Below are 14,936 nucleotides of genomic sequence, written 5' to 3' on the forward strand. Positions count from 1 at the left end.
TCCATCGAAGAACCACAGGAGACAGACCCCATGCTGCAACGACGACGATTCGCCCAATGGGGCGCCAGCGGGCTGCTCGCCCCCGCCCTCGGCGCGCTGCCCGCGCGCGCGGCCGAGGCCTACCCGACCCAGCCCATCAAGGTGATCGTGTCCTCTGCCGCCGGCGGGCTGGTCGACGGCATCGCGCGCACGATCGCCGAACGCATCGCCAAGCCGCTGGGCCAGCCGGTGCTGGTCGACCCGAAGCCGGGCGCCAACGGCGCCATCGCCGCGTCCTTCGTGGCCAAGGCCCCGGCCGACGGCTACACGCTGCTGTTCGCGGTCAATTCCTTCGTGCTCGCGCCGCTGCTCATGGCCAAGCCGGGCTACGACGTGTTCAAGGATTTCGCGCCGGTCTCGCTGTCGAACTACGGCCTGCTGGTGTTCACCGTGGGCGCGTCGGTGCCCGCCAACAACATGCGCGAGTTCATCGCCATGGCCAAGGCCCAGCCGGGCAAGCTGAGCTTCGGCTCGGCCGGGCAAGGCTCGTCGGGCCATCTCTACGGCGAGAAGCTGATGCGCGACGAGGGCCTGGAGATGACGCACGTGCCCTACAAGGGCGGCGCGCCGCTGATGGTCGACATCCTGGGCGGCCAGGTGCAGGGCGGTTTCCTCACCATGGGCGAGGCGCTGCCCCACGCCAAGTCGGGCCGCGCCAAGCTGCTGGGCGTGTTCGGCACGCGCCGCATGCCGCTGGCACCGCAGATCCCGACCTTCACCGAGCAGGGATTCAAGGGCTACGAACATGGCGGGTTCTGGGGCTTCTTCGCGCCCACGGGCACGCCGCAGCCGGCGATCGACAAGGTCGCCGTGGCCGTGCGGCAGGCCGTGGCGCAGCCGGACCTTCAGGAACGGATGATCGGACTGGGGCTCGAGCCCTCGGGCGAGGGTCCGGGCGAGCTGATGGCGGCGGTGCGGCGGGAGAACCTGCTGTGGTCGCGGCTGATCAAGGATTTGAATCTGCGGGTGGAGTGAGGCGCTTGCTCCGGTGGACCGCGATGGTTGCGTGGCCTCAGGGCTGGGCCTCCGGCTGCTTCACGCACACCACCTGCCGCGCCACCCCGGTCTTCTGGTTGCCCCCGGTGATCTTCTTGATCTCGCCCGCGGGGCAGCGGCCATCGTCGACGTAGAGCACATCACCCTGGCGCACGGTGCCGTTCGGCGGCATTTCCTTGAGCACTTCGATCGGCGCCGATGCGGCCCAAGAGGCGACGACGGCGAAGAGGAGGAGGGCGGCCGCAACCTTGAGGGCACCACGATGATCGATGTGCCGGACCTTGCACTGCTGTTCGTTCACGGTGTGCTCCTTCGAGGCTTTGCTCGTGGTCGGATTCTGCAATGAAGCCGGCGCCACGTGTGCGCCGTCCCTTTAACGCATTACTCCGCAAAGTTCTCGGTGTAGCCCAACAGCAAGGTCTTGCACCCCGTCAGCAGCGACGCGAGCGAGTTCCAGGCCTCGGCCGCCGCCGCCGCTTCGTCGGAAGGGTAGACCTGCGCGAGATCGTCCACCAGGCGGCGCGCCTGCGCTTCGTCCGGTGCCTGCGCGCGCACGAAGCCCAGCCATGACGCACCGATGCCGAAGAAGCGGTAGCCGTGCGTGGTGGAGAGGTGGCGGATGAGCGCGTGGTTCTGGAACACGTCCCAGTCGGCACTGAAGTAGCCGTTGGGCAGGCCGGCGATGCGCAGGTCGGCGATGCGCAGGTCGTCGCGCGGCACCGGCACGCGCTGCACATAGACGATGTCGTCGTGGGCCAGCAACTGGTCGGGGTCGCGGTTCATCGCGAGCAGTGCGTCCACGTCGTCCTGCGAACTCAAGCGCGCCTCGGCCAACGCGCGCCAATCTTGGCGCAGCGCGGGCGCGTCGAGCTGGGCCGCCACATGCGCGAGCTGCCGGGCCTCGTGGCCGTGCAGCGCGACTGGATCGTCGTAGTCCAGGTCCTCGTCCGCGCCGTCATCGTCGGGCGTGAGCCGCGCATCTTCGCGGGCGTGCATGCTGGTGTAGCAGCACTGATCGATGTCATCGAGCGTGCAGAGGAATCGCTGCGCCGGTTCGCGGCTTTGCAGCGCGTCCAGGCAAGCCAGCACCTCGGCGAGCGAGCGCACCTCGCTCAAGCGCAGGTGGCTGAAGGTGTTGACCGGCCTGAACGGCGAGGTGTTGCGGAAGTCGATGGCGTCTTCTTGCATGGCGGTTCTCCTGAGGGCTGGTGCGCCCTGACAGACCGAGCGTAGCGGAGCAGGAAGACGCTCCGCGCGACGACGACGGCTGCCATGCTTTCAGTTGGCTTTCGAATTACCGCCGCTGCAGCAATGCGGAGCATCCGCAAGCCTCTTTCCTACATCGGCCGGCAGCAGGCGACTTCATCATCGAGGCTCGCAATCACAACAAGCGGTCTCATGGCCGCACACAACGCGATGAAAGACGAGTCCTTTGCCGACCGGCGCAGCTTCCTGCGCCGCTCCATCGCCATCGTGCCGGCCGCCACGGCCTTCGGCGCCGGTGGCCTCACAGGCGCCACGCTGGCCCAGACCACCGCGCCGGCCCCAGCTTCGACAGCCGCACCCCCAGGCGCCCCTTACACACCGGTCTACTTCAACGCCACCGAATGGACCTTCGTCCAGGCCGCCGTCGCGCGCCTGATCCCTTCGGACGATGCCGGCCCCGGCGCCATCGAAGCCGGCGTGCCCGAGTTCATCGACCGCCAGATGGAAGGGGCCTTCGGCCACGCCGCCACCTGGTACATGCAGGGCCCCTTCATCGAGGTGTCGCCGCTCTTCGGTTACCAGAAGAAGATGCCGCCGCGCGAGGTGTACCGCGCGGGCATCGCCGCCACCGACGCCTACTGCCGCAAGCAGTACGCCGACAAGGGCTTCGCCCAGCTCACGGCCGCGCAGCAGGACGAAGTGCTCACGGGGCTCGAGGCTGGCACCGTCACGCTCGACGGCGTGGGCGCCAAGGACTTCTTCGGCTTCCTGTTGCAGAACACCAAGGAGGGCTACTTCAGCGACCCGATCCACGGCGGCAACAAGAACGCCGCGGCCTGGAAGATGATCGGTTTTCCGGGGGCTCGCGCGGACTACGCCGACTGGGTCGACCGCCCCGGCGTGAAGTACAACCTGCCGCCGGTCAGCATCAGCGGCCCGCAAGGCTGAAGGACGACACATGGCCAACATCAAGAAGCCCCGTGTCGATGCGGTGCTGGTCGGCTTCGGCTGGACCGGCGCGATCATGGGCATGGAACTCACGTCCGCCGGCCTCCAGGTGCTGGCGCTGGAGCGCGGCGAGAACCGCGACACCCAGCCCGACTTCGCCTACCCGCGCATCACCGACGAGCTCAGCTACGGCATCCGCGGCAAGCTGTTCCAGAACCTCTCGCGCGAGACGGTGACCATCCGCCACACGCCGGCCGAGATCGCCGTGCCGTACCGGCAGCTCGCGTCCTTCCTGCCCGGCGACGGCGTGGGCGGCGCGGGCGTGCACTGGAACGGCCACCACTGGCGCCCGCTGCCCAGCGACCTGCGCATTCGCAGCACCTACGAAGAGCGCTACGGCAAGAAGTTCATTCCCGAAGGCATGACCATCCAGGACTTCGGCGTGAGCTACGAAGAGCTGGAACCGCACTTTGACCAGTTCGAGAAGATCTGCGGCACCTCGGGCAAGGCCGGCAACATCGGCGGCAAGATCCAGGCGGGCGGCAACCCCTTCGAGGGCGCCCGCGCCAACGAATTCCCGCTGCCGCCGCTGGCCTCGGTCAACAGCGCCAAGCTGTTCGAGAAGGCCGCGCGCGAACTCGGCTACCACCCGTTCCCGCAGGCCGCGGCCAATGCGTCGCGTGCCTACACCAACCCGCATGGCGCACAGCTCGGGCCTTGCAACTTCTGCGGCTTCTGCGAGCGCTACGGGTGCTATATGTACTCCAAGGCCTCGCCGCAAACCACGCTGCTGCCGGTGCTGATGAAGCGGCCCAACTTCGAGCTGCGCACCAAATCGCATGTGCTGCGCGTGAACATGTCGCCCGACGGCAAGCGCGCCACCGGCGTGACCTACATCGACGCCGAAGGCAACGAAGTCGAGCAGCCTGCCGACCTGGTGGTGCTGTGCGCCTACCAGTTCCACAACGTGCGCCTGCTGCTGCTGTCGAACATCGGCAAGCGCTACGACCCCGCCACCGGCGAAGGCGTGATCGGGCGCAACTACGCCTACCAGCTCAATGGCGGCGCGAGCCTGTTCTTCGACAAGGAGCAGCCGATGAACCCCTTCGTCGGCGCGGGCGCCAGCGGCTCGGTCATCGACGACTTCGACGGCGACAACTTCGACCACGGCCCGCTGGGCTTCATCGGCGGCGCCACCATCAACAGCATCAACACCGGCGGGCGGCCGATCCAGCAGATGAGCCTGCCGCCCGGCGCGCCCAACTGGGGTGCTGGCTGGAAGAAGTCCGTGAAGGAGAACTACCTCTACATGGCCAGCGTGGGCAGCCAGGGCTCGGTGATGGCCTACCGCGACAACTACCTCGACCTGGACCCGACCTACAAGGACGTGCACGGCCAGCCGCTGCTGCGCATGACCTTCGACTGGAAGGCCAACGACCTCGCGATGACCCAGTTCATCGGCACCAAGGTCGAACAGATCGCCAAGGCCATGGGACCGAAGCAGATGAAGACGAACTTCCAGAAGCCCGACGCCCACTACGACGTGCGCTTCTACCAGTCGACCCACAACACCGGCGGCGCGCCCATGGGAACCGACCCGAAGACCAGCGCCGTCAACCGCTTCCTGCAGGTGTGGGACGTGCCCAACGTGTTCGTGATGGGCGCAAGCGCCTTCCCGCAGAACTTCGGCTACAACCCGACGGGCATGGTGGGCGCGCTGGCCTACTGGTCGGCCAAGGCCATTCGCGAGCAGTACCTGAAGAACCCGGGAGCGCTGGCATGAACGCGCGTCGTGTGTACGGTGGCATCGCCGCGGCCGTGGTGCTGTTGGGCGCCGGGGCCTGGGCCATGGCGCAGAAGAGCGATGCGCCTGGCGCAGCTGCGTCGGCGCCATCTGCGTCTGCCCCCGCAACGCCGGGCACTCCGGTCACCACCTCAACCGCTGCACCCGCCGCCGCCGACCCCGTGTTCGAGCGCGGCCGCTACCTTGCCCGTGTGGCCGACTGCGTCAGCTGCCACACCGCGCCGGGCAAGCCGGCCTTCGGTGGCGGCCTGCCGATGAAGACGCCTTTCGGCACCATCGTCTCGACCAACATCTCGCCCGACCCGCAGGCGGGCATCGGCGCCTACACCGAGGCCGACTTCGCCCGCGCGCTGCGTGAAGGCGTCGCCAAGGACGGCCATCGCCTGTACCCCGCCATGCCGTACCCCTCGTTCGCCCGCGTGAACGACGAGGACATGCACGCGCTCTTCACCTTCTTCCGCAACGGCGTGCAGCCAGTGGCGCAGCAGCCGCCGCTCACCAACCTGCCATGGCCCTTCAGCATGCGCAGCCTGATGATCGGCTGGAACTGGCTCTACCTCGACAAGGGCACGTTCCAGCCCGACAGCGCACGCAGCGCCGAATGGAACCGCGGCGCCTACCTGGTGCAGGGCCTGGGCCACTGCGGCGACTGCCACACGCCGCGCAGCGTGCTCGGCGGCGTCAAGGCCGCCAGCGACCGCAAGGGCGAGCTGTACCTGTCGGGCGCGATCATCGATGGCTGGTACGCGCAGCCCTTGCGCCATACCGACCGGCCGACGATGGCGCAATGGTCGTCCGAAGACATCGTGCAATACCTGCAGACCGGCCGCACCGGCCAGACCGCGGCCTTCGGTGCGATGGTCGCCGTGGTACAGAACAGCACGCAGCACATGTCGACGCCGGACCTGCAGGCCATTGCCGTGTACCTGCAATCGCTGGGCGCCAAGTCCGGGGACTCGACCGTGCCGACGCAGGCGACATTGGTCGCCGCCGCGCCGCAGCACCCGACGACGCAGGCACTGCGCAACGGCACGGTCGAGGCCAACAGCGGGGCGATGGTCTACCTCAACAGCTGCAACGCCTGCCACCGCTCGGACGGCACGGGCGCCAACAAGACCTTTCCCGCGCTCGCGGGCAACAGCGTGGTGAATGCCAAGGACCCGACGTCACTGATCCGCCTCGTGCTCGCGGGCTCGGCCATGCCAAGTACCGCGCAAGCACCGTCGCCTATCGCGATGCCCGACTTCGGTTGGCGTTTGACCGATGCGGATGTGGCCAGTGTGTTGAGCTTTGCGCGGGCCAGTTGGGGGAACCAGGGGGATGATGTGACGGCGGGGCAGGTGGCGAAGGTTAGGGAGTCGCTTAAACCTGTGGCTACGGCGAAGGGACCGTGAGACGCTGTACCTGATCTGCGGGGGCTTTTGTTCGGGGCGCGTGCACAGGCCACCGGGCACTCCCCTCCGCGAATGTCCCCCGCCTTCGGCTCCTCCTTTATTTCGCTGCGGGGAGCACCCGATGGCCTGTGCACTGGGGCAGGCCGCTGATAAGCGCGCGATCAAAGACCGCTGCTCACTACGCTCATGTCGATTGGGTGACCTGCAGGGGCTGCGCGCCGCTGACAGTCGACAACCGAGGCAGCCAAGTGCAGAGCGGCTTCGTCACCATTGGCGAAGCACTGCCGCACACCAAGTCGGGCTGCGTCAAGCCGTTGGGCGTGTTTGGTACCGGTCGCATGCCGTTGGCGCCGCAGATCTCCACTTTCACGAAGCACGGTTTTAAAGGCCATGAGCATCGGCGTTCTGCAGCTTATTTGCGCCGGCGACTACGCCGCAAGCGGTGATCGACAGAGTTGCAGTGGGGCAGACGGTGACGCAACCAGATTTTCAAAAGCGGATGGTAGGGCTGGGCTTGTCAGGGGAGCTGAAGGAGGGGAGAGGTGGGGGAAGACCAGTTGCGGCTGATCGAGGATCTGAGCTGCAGATGAAGTAAGCCTCGGAGTTTCAAAGCGCAGCAACCAATTTGCTGATCGTCCTTGCCCTACGCTTGATAAACGCAAGCGTATTCGATGACACAGCAAAAGGGTGTTTCGCAGCGATTGAGTAAATGCGCAATCGCAGATTGTTAGGCCGCTTCCTGTGCGCTGGGTACCAAGATGGTCGCTTGCCGACTGATTACGTGGAGATCGGCATCGCGGTTTTGCAACGCGGCTCGGCCGCTTAAGGGTATCTGTGCTGAAGCAGCGCAGCGCATGGGGCAAACGACTAGGCCGGTCTCTATGCACTTGCGTCACAATCGGTAACACCCTAACGATTGGAGGCGTCGTGATTCTTATTTCCGCAAAAGTTGGCCCGTTTCGCTCGATGAATACCGAGCAGACTGTACAGATCGATCCCTCTGTGACGGTTTTTGTCGGTATGAACGAAGCCGGTAAGACGGTCCTGCTAAAGGCCTTGCAAAAGTCGGCCGACGCCGTAAAGGAATTTGACTTTCAGCCAGTAGAAGACTATCCCCGAAAAGATCTGTCATCGTACACAAAACGCCATGACAAAGACCCTGCAACAGCCACAGTTTTAACCTACATTCTTGACGAAAAGGAAATCTTGGATATCAATTCTGCTCTAAAAGTCGAGCTCAAGCCGGGGTTCACATTTTCGGTGACCCATCTTTACGACAACACGCTTCGAATTGGGTTGAGCGTTCAAGAGGCGCCTGCCATCAGTGCTTTCGCGAAGACACTTAGTTCGGATGCCGCCACCGCCATGCAAGGAGCCAAGTTATTGCGACAGATTCCGGGCCTCGTTGCCTCCGTAGCACTGACTCCCGGCGATGAGGAAGCGATCGCGGCCTTGAATACGCGTTTAGAGGCGACAAAATGGGACAGCATCATTGGCTCGGAGGCATGGATTCGCCTCGCGTCATCTGTACCAAAGTTTCTATATTTCAGCGATTACGATACCTTGCCCGGAAAGATGAATCTGACCGACTTGGCGTCGCGGGTGGAACAGGCGAAAACTGATCCGAAGCAACTCAAGCCGATCCACCGGGCTGTTCTCGCTCTTTTGAGAATGGCTGATGTTTCCTTTGCAGACTTGGCGACCCCCGGCGGCTATGAAGAGTTAAAGGCAAAAATCGAAGCAGTGTCGATTAGCCTCACCGATCAAGTCATGGAATTTTGGAAACAGAACGAGGACTTGGAGGTTGAAGTCGACATTAAGACTGATCCCGCCGATGACGCTCCGTTCGATGCCGGCCCAAATCTATATCTCCGCATCAAAAATCGGAGGCATAGGGGCGTAAGTACACCTTTCGATCAACGCAGCCGCGGCTTTATTTGGTTCTTCAGTTTTTTGGTCTGGTTCGATACGGTTCAGCACCAACTGGACCCGTCGGGGAAAGCTGCAGGCAAAAAACTCATCCTCTTGCTGGACGAACCGGGCCTCGCCTTGCATGCACTCGCACAGGCCGATTTCCTTCGGTACATAGACCGGCTCGCTGAAGATCATCAAGTTCTCTACACAACGCACTCACCTTTCATGGTGAACTCCGATAGGCTGCATCAAGTGCGGCTTGTCGAAGATCAAAAGACCGTTGGAACTGTTATCTCCTCGAATTTAAACGGCTCTGATCCCCGCACGATTTTTCCACTGCAAGCTGCATTGGGCTGGACGATCGCTCAAAACTTGTTCATATCTGAGCGCAACTTGTTAGTTGAAGGGCCATCGGAGCTCATCTATCTTCAAGTGGCTTCGGGGCTGCTGGAGGCAAAGGGAGGGGTTGGGCTTCGCAGTGACCTCACTATTGTCCCAACTGGTGGGTTAGATAACGTGGCAACGTTTGTTGCGTTGCTCGCTGGAAACGGGCTCAAGTTGGCGGTGCTGCACGACTTTAAGGGTTCGCCAGAGCAAAGGCTGACAGGTCTCGTGCGCGAAAAGCTGTTGGCTGAGAAATCACTCTTTAATGTGTCTCAATTTCGAGACGCAAAGAACTTTGGGAAAAATACGGTCGCTACTGACGTGGAAGACCTCTTTGCGCCGGGCGTATATCTGAAGTATTTCAACTTGGCGTTCGCTTCGCATTTGGCGGGCAAGGATGTTTCAGAAGCGGACCTTCCTCAAGGAGACCGCATCGTTCAGCGTTTAGAAAAATATATTCACTCGACGGGGCTTACTTTGCGTCCTTCAGGGGGGTTCAACCACTACCTTGTCGCCTCCCAGTTCGCAACCTCCCCGCCGAAGTCGCTTGATGCTGCGACCTCGGGGCGGTTCGCCGCTCTGTTTGCTGCAATTAATGATACTTTCGACGCTACGTAAGCGCGTTAGAAGCGCCCGGCACGAAGCAGCGCGTTCCGCCTCGATAACAGTATCGCGACATGCCGCGACAGTACGTCCCTTTGCAGTGACGACTGCTTGGAACTGTATAGACAAAAAAGGATTTCATCACAAATGGCATTCAGGAAACCGACATCGCATGCTGCCGTCCCGGAAAGCCCGGACCGTCTTTTTCGTGACCTGCCTCGGCGCAAGCACGCCAGCCTGTTCGATCATCAAGGCCAAGTGCTGCGCAACTACGTCGCACAGGCGTTAGATGCACCTGATGTCGCACTGCAGTTACCTACGGGCAGCGGCAAGACGTTGGTGGGGCTGCTACTCGCCGAGTGGCGCCGGCGCAAATTCCGTGAGCGCATTGTCTACCTGTGTCCTACGCGGCAACTCGTATACCAAGTCGCGGAAGAGGCGACGGCAAAGTACGGCCTGACCGTCGAGCCCTTCACCGGTCAGATCAAGAACTACACGCCTGAAGCCAAGACTGCTTACCACGACGGCGAGCGTGTGGCCGTAACGACGTACAACAGCCTCTTTAACACCAACCCGTTCTTTGACAGCCCGGACATCATCATCATCGACGATGCTCACGCAGCCGAGAACTACATGGCAAGCCAGTGGACGCTCCGCGTGAGCCGGTTCGAAGCAACTGACGACGCTCTCTTTAAGGCCATGGCCGGTGTCCTCAAGGCTGTACTGCCCGACCACAACTACACCCGGCTCACAGGTGAATGGCAAGGCATTGATGACCTGGGCTGGGTCGACAAGATTCCAAGCCATCTGGTGGGCGAGATTGCAGATGAACTGAGGGCCACGATCACATCCAATGTAGGCGACACGGTGCACCGGTATCCTTGGCGCATGCTGTCGAGCCATCTTCACGCTTGTCAGCTATATGTGTCCGCCAGCGAGATCATGCTGCGCCCGTTGATTCCGCCAACCTGGTCACACGGCCCCTTCGTAGGTGCCAAGCAGCGGATTTTCATGTCCGCTACATTGGGGGCCGGTGGCGACCTGGAGCGCCTGACAGGACGGCCAAGGATTAAGCGCTTGCCAATCCCGGACGGATGGGATCGACAGGGTATCGGGCGCCGGTTCTTCCTGTTCCCTGAGAAGTCACTCACCGAAAACGACACGCTGGAACTGCGCCGCGACCTGATGCGCATGGCCGGGCGCAGCCTGGTTCTGACACCCAGCACGCCTGATGCCGACGAGGTGATTAAGGATGTGGCAGAGCATTTGAAGTACCCGGTGTTCACTGCGGCCAATCTGGAAGTCAGTAAGGCCGACTTCGTCCGGTCCGATCAAGCTGTGGCGGTGATCGCAAATCGCTACGACGGGATTGACTTCCCGGATGACGACTGTCGGTTGCTGTTTATCGAAGGGCTTTCTCGGACCACGAACCTGCAGGAACGCTTCCTGATCAACCGGATGGGTGCGAGCTTGCTTTTCAACGAGCGTATTCAGACGCGCGTGCTCCAGGCTATTGGACGCTGTACGCGCGGCCTCAACGACTATTCCGCCGTCGTGATTACCGGGGACGAGTTACCGGCATACCTGACGGATCGAAAGCGCCGTGCCTTCTTCCACCCCGAGCTACAGGCGGAATTGGAATTCGGCATCGAACAGTCCACGAAGGTCCAGCAGCGGGATCTGCTGGACAACTTCGACACTTTCCTGAAGCACGAAGAGGCCTGGGAGGACGCCAATCAGGGCATCTTGGATGCACGGGAAGCCGCGACCCAAGCGAAGTTTCCTGCCATGGATCAACTCGAGGGCGTCGTGGCTCACGAAATTGCTTGGCAGACAGCGATGTGGAACGAGGACTACGCCAAGGCCTACGATGCCGCTCGGGAAGTTCTGGGCGGCTTGACCGAACCTGCCTTGCGTGGCTATCGGGCGCTATGGCACTACCTCGCCGGCACCTCTGCTGAGGGGGCTGTTAAGGCAGGAGAAGCCGGCTTTGATACACATGCGCGCTCGCAGTACCGCAAGGCGAAAGACGCGGCCGCTGGGATTCCCTGGCTCATCGGACTCGCGCGCGGTGGCGTCGCCGCCGAGCCGACAGCTGAAGAAACTGGGCACGGCACGCTATTGCTGCAGGTCGAACAACTTGAAGCGCACCTCGCCAAGCTCGGCACCCTGCACAACAGGGACTTCTCAGCGTGGGAGAACAAGATTCGCCAAGGCTTGAGCGGGGCGAAGCACTTCGAGCAGGCGCAAGTCATGTTGGGGGAGCACTTGGGCTTCATTGCCGGCAAGCGCGAGGACGATGCCTCGCCTGACCCCTGGTGGATCATCGGCAACGTCGCGTTAGTCTTTGAGGATCATGCGAACGCCAAGGGCGAAACATCGGTCATCGATGCGACCAAGGCGCGCCAAGCAGGGTCACACCCGGACTGGCTGCGCGCACATGTCCCCGCGTCGGTCGGCGCGGACATCCTGCCTGTGCTGGTCACGCCAGCGAAGAAAGCCAAAGAAGGCGCCATGCCGCATTTGGGGAAGGTTGCTCATTGGGACCTGGACGACTTTCGTCGGTGGGCCGAGGAAGCTCTGGTCGTCGTTCGGGATTTGCGTCGGGACTTCCAAGAGCCTGGAGACCTAGCATGGCGCGCGCAGGCAGCTCAAGCGCTCAGCGAGTGCCGTGCGGCCGCGCCCGGCCTAGCCGCTTGGCTGGTTGCACGACCTGCTCGTGACCACCTCGTTGCCGTTCCCTGAGCCCGACGAATTGTGAGGGGCGGCTGGCGGCCGAGGCCACAGGACTCGGCTGCGTTCGTGAGCAACGGTTGCCGCACTCAGCCGGCCGGCAGCAATCAGTCTTAAGCAGTCGTCCAACTCGACTTCGCTCCCCTAGGCCAATAGCCGTCATCTCCTGTTCTGTCCGCAGTTGAAATGGCGGTTTTGCATAGGTGGCGAGCAGAGATCGCGGCCTTTCTAGCGTCGGTCCTTGGTGAGGAAGAAATAGAGAATCGAGGTGGCGGCCCCGCTGCCGTCGGTGCTGCAACTCCGAACCGGTGCAGCCGGTCGTGAATGGCAGCGCCGACCGATGTTGAACTCGGCCGCGCCTTGAGATCCTCGACCCCCTCACTCCTCCACCCGAATCCCCGTCCTCTCAATCACCCGCCTCCAAGTCCCCGCATCATCCCGCAGCACCACCGAGAACTCCGCCGCTGTGCTCCCCACCGGCTCGATGTTCATCTCCCGCATCTTCTTCTGCATCTCCGGCTTGGCGATGATCGCGGCCACCGTGGTCGACATCTTGTCGATGCGGGCTTGCGGCGTGCCGGCGGGCAGGAAGAGGCCGATCCAGGCGTAGGGCTCGAAGCCTGCGTAGCCGGCCTGCTGGAAGGTGGGCACCTGGGGCAGGGCTTCGGAGCGGCGCGTGCCCAAAGCCGCGAGGGCGCGCAGCTTGCCGCTTTGCAGGTAGGGCAGCGCGGTGCCGGTGTCGAGCACCGCGACGCGGATGTGGCCGCCGAGCAGGTCCGTCACCATCGGCGCCGCGCCCTTGTAGGGCACGTGCGGCATGTCGACGCCGGCTTCCTTCTTGAACAGCTCGCCATAAATGTGCGAGGTGGTCGCGACGCCGGTCGAGCCGTAGGCGTATTTGCCAGGCTCGGCCTTGAGGACCGTGACCAGTTCCTTCAACGTGGTCGCGGGGAAATCAGGTGTCACGACCAGGGCCGAGGTCGACATGCCGATCTGCGAGACCGCCGCGAAATCTTTGACCGCGTCGTAGGGCAGGGCGCGCCGCAGTGCCGGCATCTGCACGTGCGTGGTGATGGTGAAGAGGGCCGTGTGGCCGTCCTTGGGGGCGCGGGCCACGGCTGCGGCGCCGATGGTGCCGCTGGCGCCGACGCGGTTGTCGACCACCACGGGCTTGCCCCAGGCCGTGCCCAGTTCCTGGGCGACCAGGCGAGCGATGTTGTCGGTGATGCCGCCGGCGGGGAAAGGCACGAGCAGCGTGACGGTCTGCGTGGGGTAGTCGGCGGCAGCGGTGGCCTGCGCGGCTGCGGGTAGGGCGGTGACGGCGGTCAGCGTGCCGAGGGCCAATGCCAGGCTGAGGCCAAGGGTGAGCGAGCGGTGTGCCATCGGATGCCTTTCTCGTTCTTTCATTCGAGCCGGATGTTCTTCGCCTGGATCACCTCGCGCCAACGCTCGTGATCCGCGCGCATGGTAGCGGTCAACTGCGCGGGCGTGCTGCCCACGGGGATCACGCCCATGGCCTCGAGCCGTGCCTTGGCGTCGGCGCTCTGCACAACCTCCGCGACATCGGTCGACAGGCGCCTCGCGATCTCGGGCGGCGCGCCCGCGGGCAGGTACAGGCCGAACCAGCCCACCGAATCCATGCCGGCGTAGCCCAGTTCCTTGAAGGTCGGCACCGTGGCGGCCAGCGGCGCGCGCGCCGTGCCGACGGCCGCCAGCGAGCGGGCTTTGCCAGCCGCCACCTGTTGGGCCATGCTCCGGGCCGAGACGAAGACCGCGTCGACGTTGCCGCCCAGCATGTCGGTGATGGCCGGTGCCTCGCCCTTGTACGGCACGTGCAGCAGGCGGATGCCGGCGGCGTCCTGCAGCACCTCGGCATAGAGGTGCGCGCTCGAACCGTTGCCGAAGGAGCCGTAGGAGTACTTGCCGGGCGCGGCCTTCGCCAGCTTGATGAAGCCATCGAGCGTGTCCACGCCGAGCTTCTCGTTCACGGTGAAGACGATCGGTAGGCGGCCGACCTCCGACACCGGCACGAAGTCCTTGAAGGGGTCGAAGCCCACGTTGGGGTAGAGCAGCGGGTTCTGGATGATCGAGGTCAGCGAGAACAGCAGGGTGTAGCCATCGGCCGGTGCGCGCTGCACGGCCGTGATGCCCAGCATGCCGTTGCCGCCGGGGCGGTTGTCGACGATCACGTTCTGGCCCAGCTTGCGACCCAGGCCCTCGGCCACGAGGCGCGCGAAGACGTCGGTCCCGCCGCCCGCGGCGTAGGGCACGATCATGCGGATCGGCTTGTTCGGCCAGGCGGCCGGCTGGGCCCATGCCGGCAACGCGGCGCTGGCGGCCAGGGCGATGCCGAGCGCGAGCATGCGGCGGCGGCTGAGGGTCTTGTGTTCTTGCACGGGATGTCTCCGGTTTTTTCTTGGGGTGTGGAACGGCAACTCAGGCGGGCAGGCTCACCTCGACCACGCCAGGCCCGACCGAGACACCGTGGCGGTTCTCGCTCCAGACCTGGAGTTCGAGCCGGTGCCGATGCGCTGGGTCGGCCGCCTCGTCGATCCATTTGCGCTCGACGCGGCCCTGCACCACCACGGTGTCGCCCGCGGTGTTGAAGGACCTCATGCGAAAGCCGCGGATGGCATGCAACGTGCCGGCCAGGCCGATGTACTCGCGCACCGTGCGCTCCCACATGCCCTGCAGGAACATCACGTTGGCGTACATCTCGGGCGCGCCGGTGGACTGCGCATGTTCGGTGTTGTGGTGGATCGCGTTGAAGTCGCGGTTCGCGCCCGCGGCCATCACCATGCGGTAGACCGTCAGCGGAAAGCGCAGCGGGGGCAGCGTGTCGCCGACCGCGACCTCGCCCCAGGTGCGTTGCAGGCGCCAGTCGATGACGGGGTTCTGTTCATGGCTCATGAGCT

At 63.8% G+C, this 14,936-nt stretch carries 12 protein-coding genes; 7 read left to right on the forward strand and 5 right to left on the reverse strand.

Features of this window, described 5'->3' with window-relative positions:
• Nucleotides 1–30: 30 nt before the first annotated feature.
• The gene (locus K0H49_RS22390; protein WP_219217206.1) at nt 31–1,014 is read left to right on the forward strand and encodes a Bug family tripartite tricarboxylate transporter substrate binding protein; all 984 of its coding nucleotides are present in this window, start codon (nt 31–33) and stop codon (nt 1,012–1,014) included.
• Between the two features lie 37 nt (nt 1,015–1,051).
• On the opposite strand, the gene K0H49_RS22395 is transcribed toward K0H49_RS22390, so the two are convergent.
• On the reverse strand, nt 1,052–1,336 hold the full coding sequence (locus K0H49_RS22395) for a DUF6719 family protein (protein WP_219217208.1): 285 nt from the start codon (nt 1,334–1,336) through the stop codon (nt 1,052–1,054).
• An 80-nt stretch (nt 1,337–1,416) separates the two neighbouring features.
• Nucleotides 1,417–2,223, reverse strand: a complete 807-nt coding sequence (locus K0H49_RS22400) for a hypothetical protein (RefSeq protein WP_219217210.1) — start codon at nt 2,221–2,223, stop codon at nt 1,417–1,419.
• A gap of 210 nt (nt 2,224–2,433) precedes the next feature.
• Here K0H49_RS22400 and K0H49_RS22405 point away from each other — a divergent pair, with 210 nt between their 5' ends.
• From K0H49_RS22405 to K0H49_RS22430, 6 genes are all read left to right on the forward strand, one after another.
• Nucleotides 2,434–3,189 carry a gluconate 2-dehydrogenase subunit 3 family protein gene (locus K0H49_RS22405; RefSeq protein WP_257625075.1) on the forward strand — a complete coding sequence of 252 codons (756 nt, stop codon included), beginning with the start codon at nt 2,434–2,436 and terminating at the stop codon, nt 3,187–3,189.
• Between the two features lie 10 nt (nt 3,190–3,199).
• Nucleotides 3,200–4,972: a GMC family oxidoreductase gene (locus K0H49_RS22410; protein WP_219217212.1), complete on the forward strand. Its 1,773-nt coding sequence runs from the start codon at nt 3,200–3,202 to the stop codon at nt 4,970–4,972.
• Entirely contained in the window at nt 4,969–6,387 is a 1,419-nt protein-coding gene (locus K0H49_RS22415; RefSeq protein WP_219217214.1) for a c-type cytochrome, read from the forward strand. Before K0H49_RS22410 ends, K0H49_RS22415 begins: the two co-directional genes overlap by 4 nt.
• 248 nt (nt 6,388–6,635) lie before the next feature.
• Nucleotides 6,636–6,833: a hypothetical protein gene (locus tag K0H49_RS22420; protein WP_219217216.1), complete on the forward strand. Its 198-nt coding sequence runs from the start codon at nt 6,636–6,638 to the stop codon at nt 6,831–6,833.
• Between the two features lie 481 nt (nt 6,834–7,314).
• Complete coding sequence (locus tag K0H49_RS30995) at nt 7,315–9,303, forward strand: AAA family ATPase (RefSeq protein WP_219217218.1); 1,989 nt, start codon at nt 7,315–7,317, stop codon at nt 9,301–9,303.
• Between the two features lie 132 nt (nt 9,304–9,435).
• Nucleotides 9,436–12,033 carry a DEAD/DEAH box helicase gene (locus K0H49_RS22430; protein WP_219217220.1) on the forward strand — a complete coding sequence of 866 codons (2,598 nt, stop codon included), beginning with the start codon at nt 9,436–9,438 and terminating at the stop codon, nt 12,031–12,033.
• A 366-nt stretch (nt 12,034–12,399) separates the two neighbouring features.
• On the opposite strand, the gene K0H49_RS22435 is transcribed toward K0H49_RS22430, so the two are convergent.
• From K0H49_RS22435 to K0H49_RS22445, 3 genes are read right to left on the reverse strand one after another with little or no spacing between them, the layout of a single operon-like run.
• Nucleotides 12,400–13,404, reverse strand: a complete 1,005-nt coding sequence (locus K0H49_RS22435) for a tripartite tricarboxylate transporter substrate binding protein (protein WP_219217222.1) — start codon at nt 13,402–13,404, stop codon at nt 12,400–12,402.
• 20 nt (nt 13,405–13,424) lie between these two features.
• Nucleotides 13,425–14,417: a Bug family tripartite tricarboxylate transporter substrate binding protein gene (locus tag K0H49_RS22440; RefSeq protein ID WP_374122400.1), complete on the reverse strand. Its 993-nt coding sequence runs from the start codon at nt 14,415–14,417 to the stop codon at nt 13,425–13,427.
• 40 nt (nt 14,418–14,457) lie between these two features.
• Nucleotides 14,458–14,931 (reverse strand): hypothetical protein, encoded by a 474-nt coding sequence (locus K0H49_RS22445; RefSeq protein ID WP_219217231.1) that lies wholly within the window; start codon nt 14,929–14,931, stop codon nt 14,458–14,460.
• Nucleotides 14,932–14,936: the final 5 nt, after the last annotated feature.

The sequence above is a fragment of the Variovorax boronicumulans genome (assembly GCF_019352895.1).
Classification (GTDB): domain Bacteria; phylum Pseudomonadota; class Gammaproteobacteria; order Burkholderiales; family Burkholderiaceae_C; genus Variovorax; species Variovorax boronicumulans_A.

Excerpts from the sequence above, each read along its gene's own strand:
- K0H49_RS22390 (WP_219217206.1), top strand. The coding sequence starts at position 31 with ATGCTGCAACGACGACGATTCGCCCAATGGGGCGCCAGCGGGCTGCTC.
- K0H49_RS22410 (WP_219217212.1), top strand. The coding sequence starts at position 3,200 with ATGGCCAACATCAAGAAGCCCCGTGTCGATGCGGTGCTGGTCGGCTTC.
- K0H49_RS22415 (WP_219217214.1), top strand. The coding sequence starts at position 4,969 with ATGAACGCGCGTCGTGTGTACGGTGGCATCGCCGCGGCCGTGGTGCTG.
- K0H49_RS22405 (WP_257625075.1), top strand. The coding sequence starts at position 2,434 with ATGGCCGCACACAACGCGATGAAAGACGAGTCCTTTGCCGACCGGCGC.
- K0H49_RS22400 (WP_219217210.1), bottom strand. The coding sequence starts at position 2,223 with ATGCAAGAAGACGCCATCGACTTCCGCAACACCTCGCCGTTCAGGCCG.
- K0H49_RS22435 (WP_219217222.1), bottom strand. The coding sequence starts at position 13,404 with ATGGCACACCGCTCGCTCACCCTTGGCCTCAGCCTGGCATTGGCCCTC.
- K0H49_RS22430 (WP_219217220.1), top strand. The coding sequence starts at position 9,436 with ATGGCATTCAGGAAACCGACATCGCATGCTGCCGTCCCGGAAAGCCCG.
- K0H49_RS22445 (WP_219217231.1), bottom strand. The coding sequence starts at position 14,931 with ATGAGCCATGAACAGAACCCCGTCATCGACTGGCGCCTGCAACGCACC.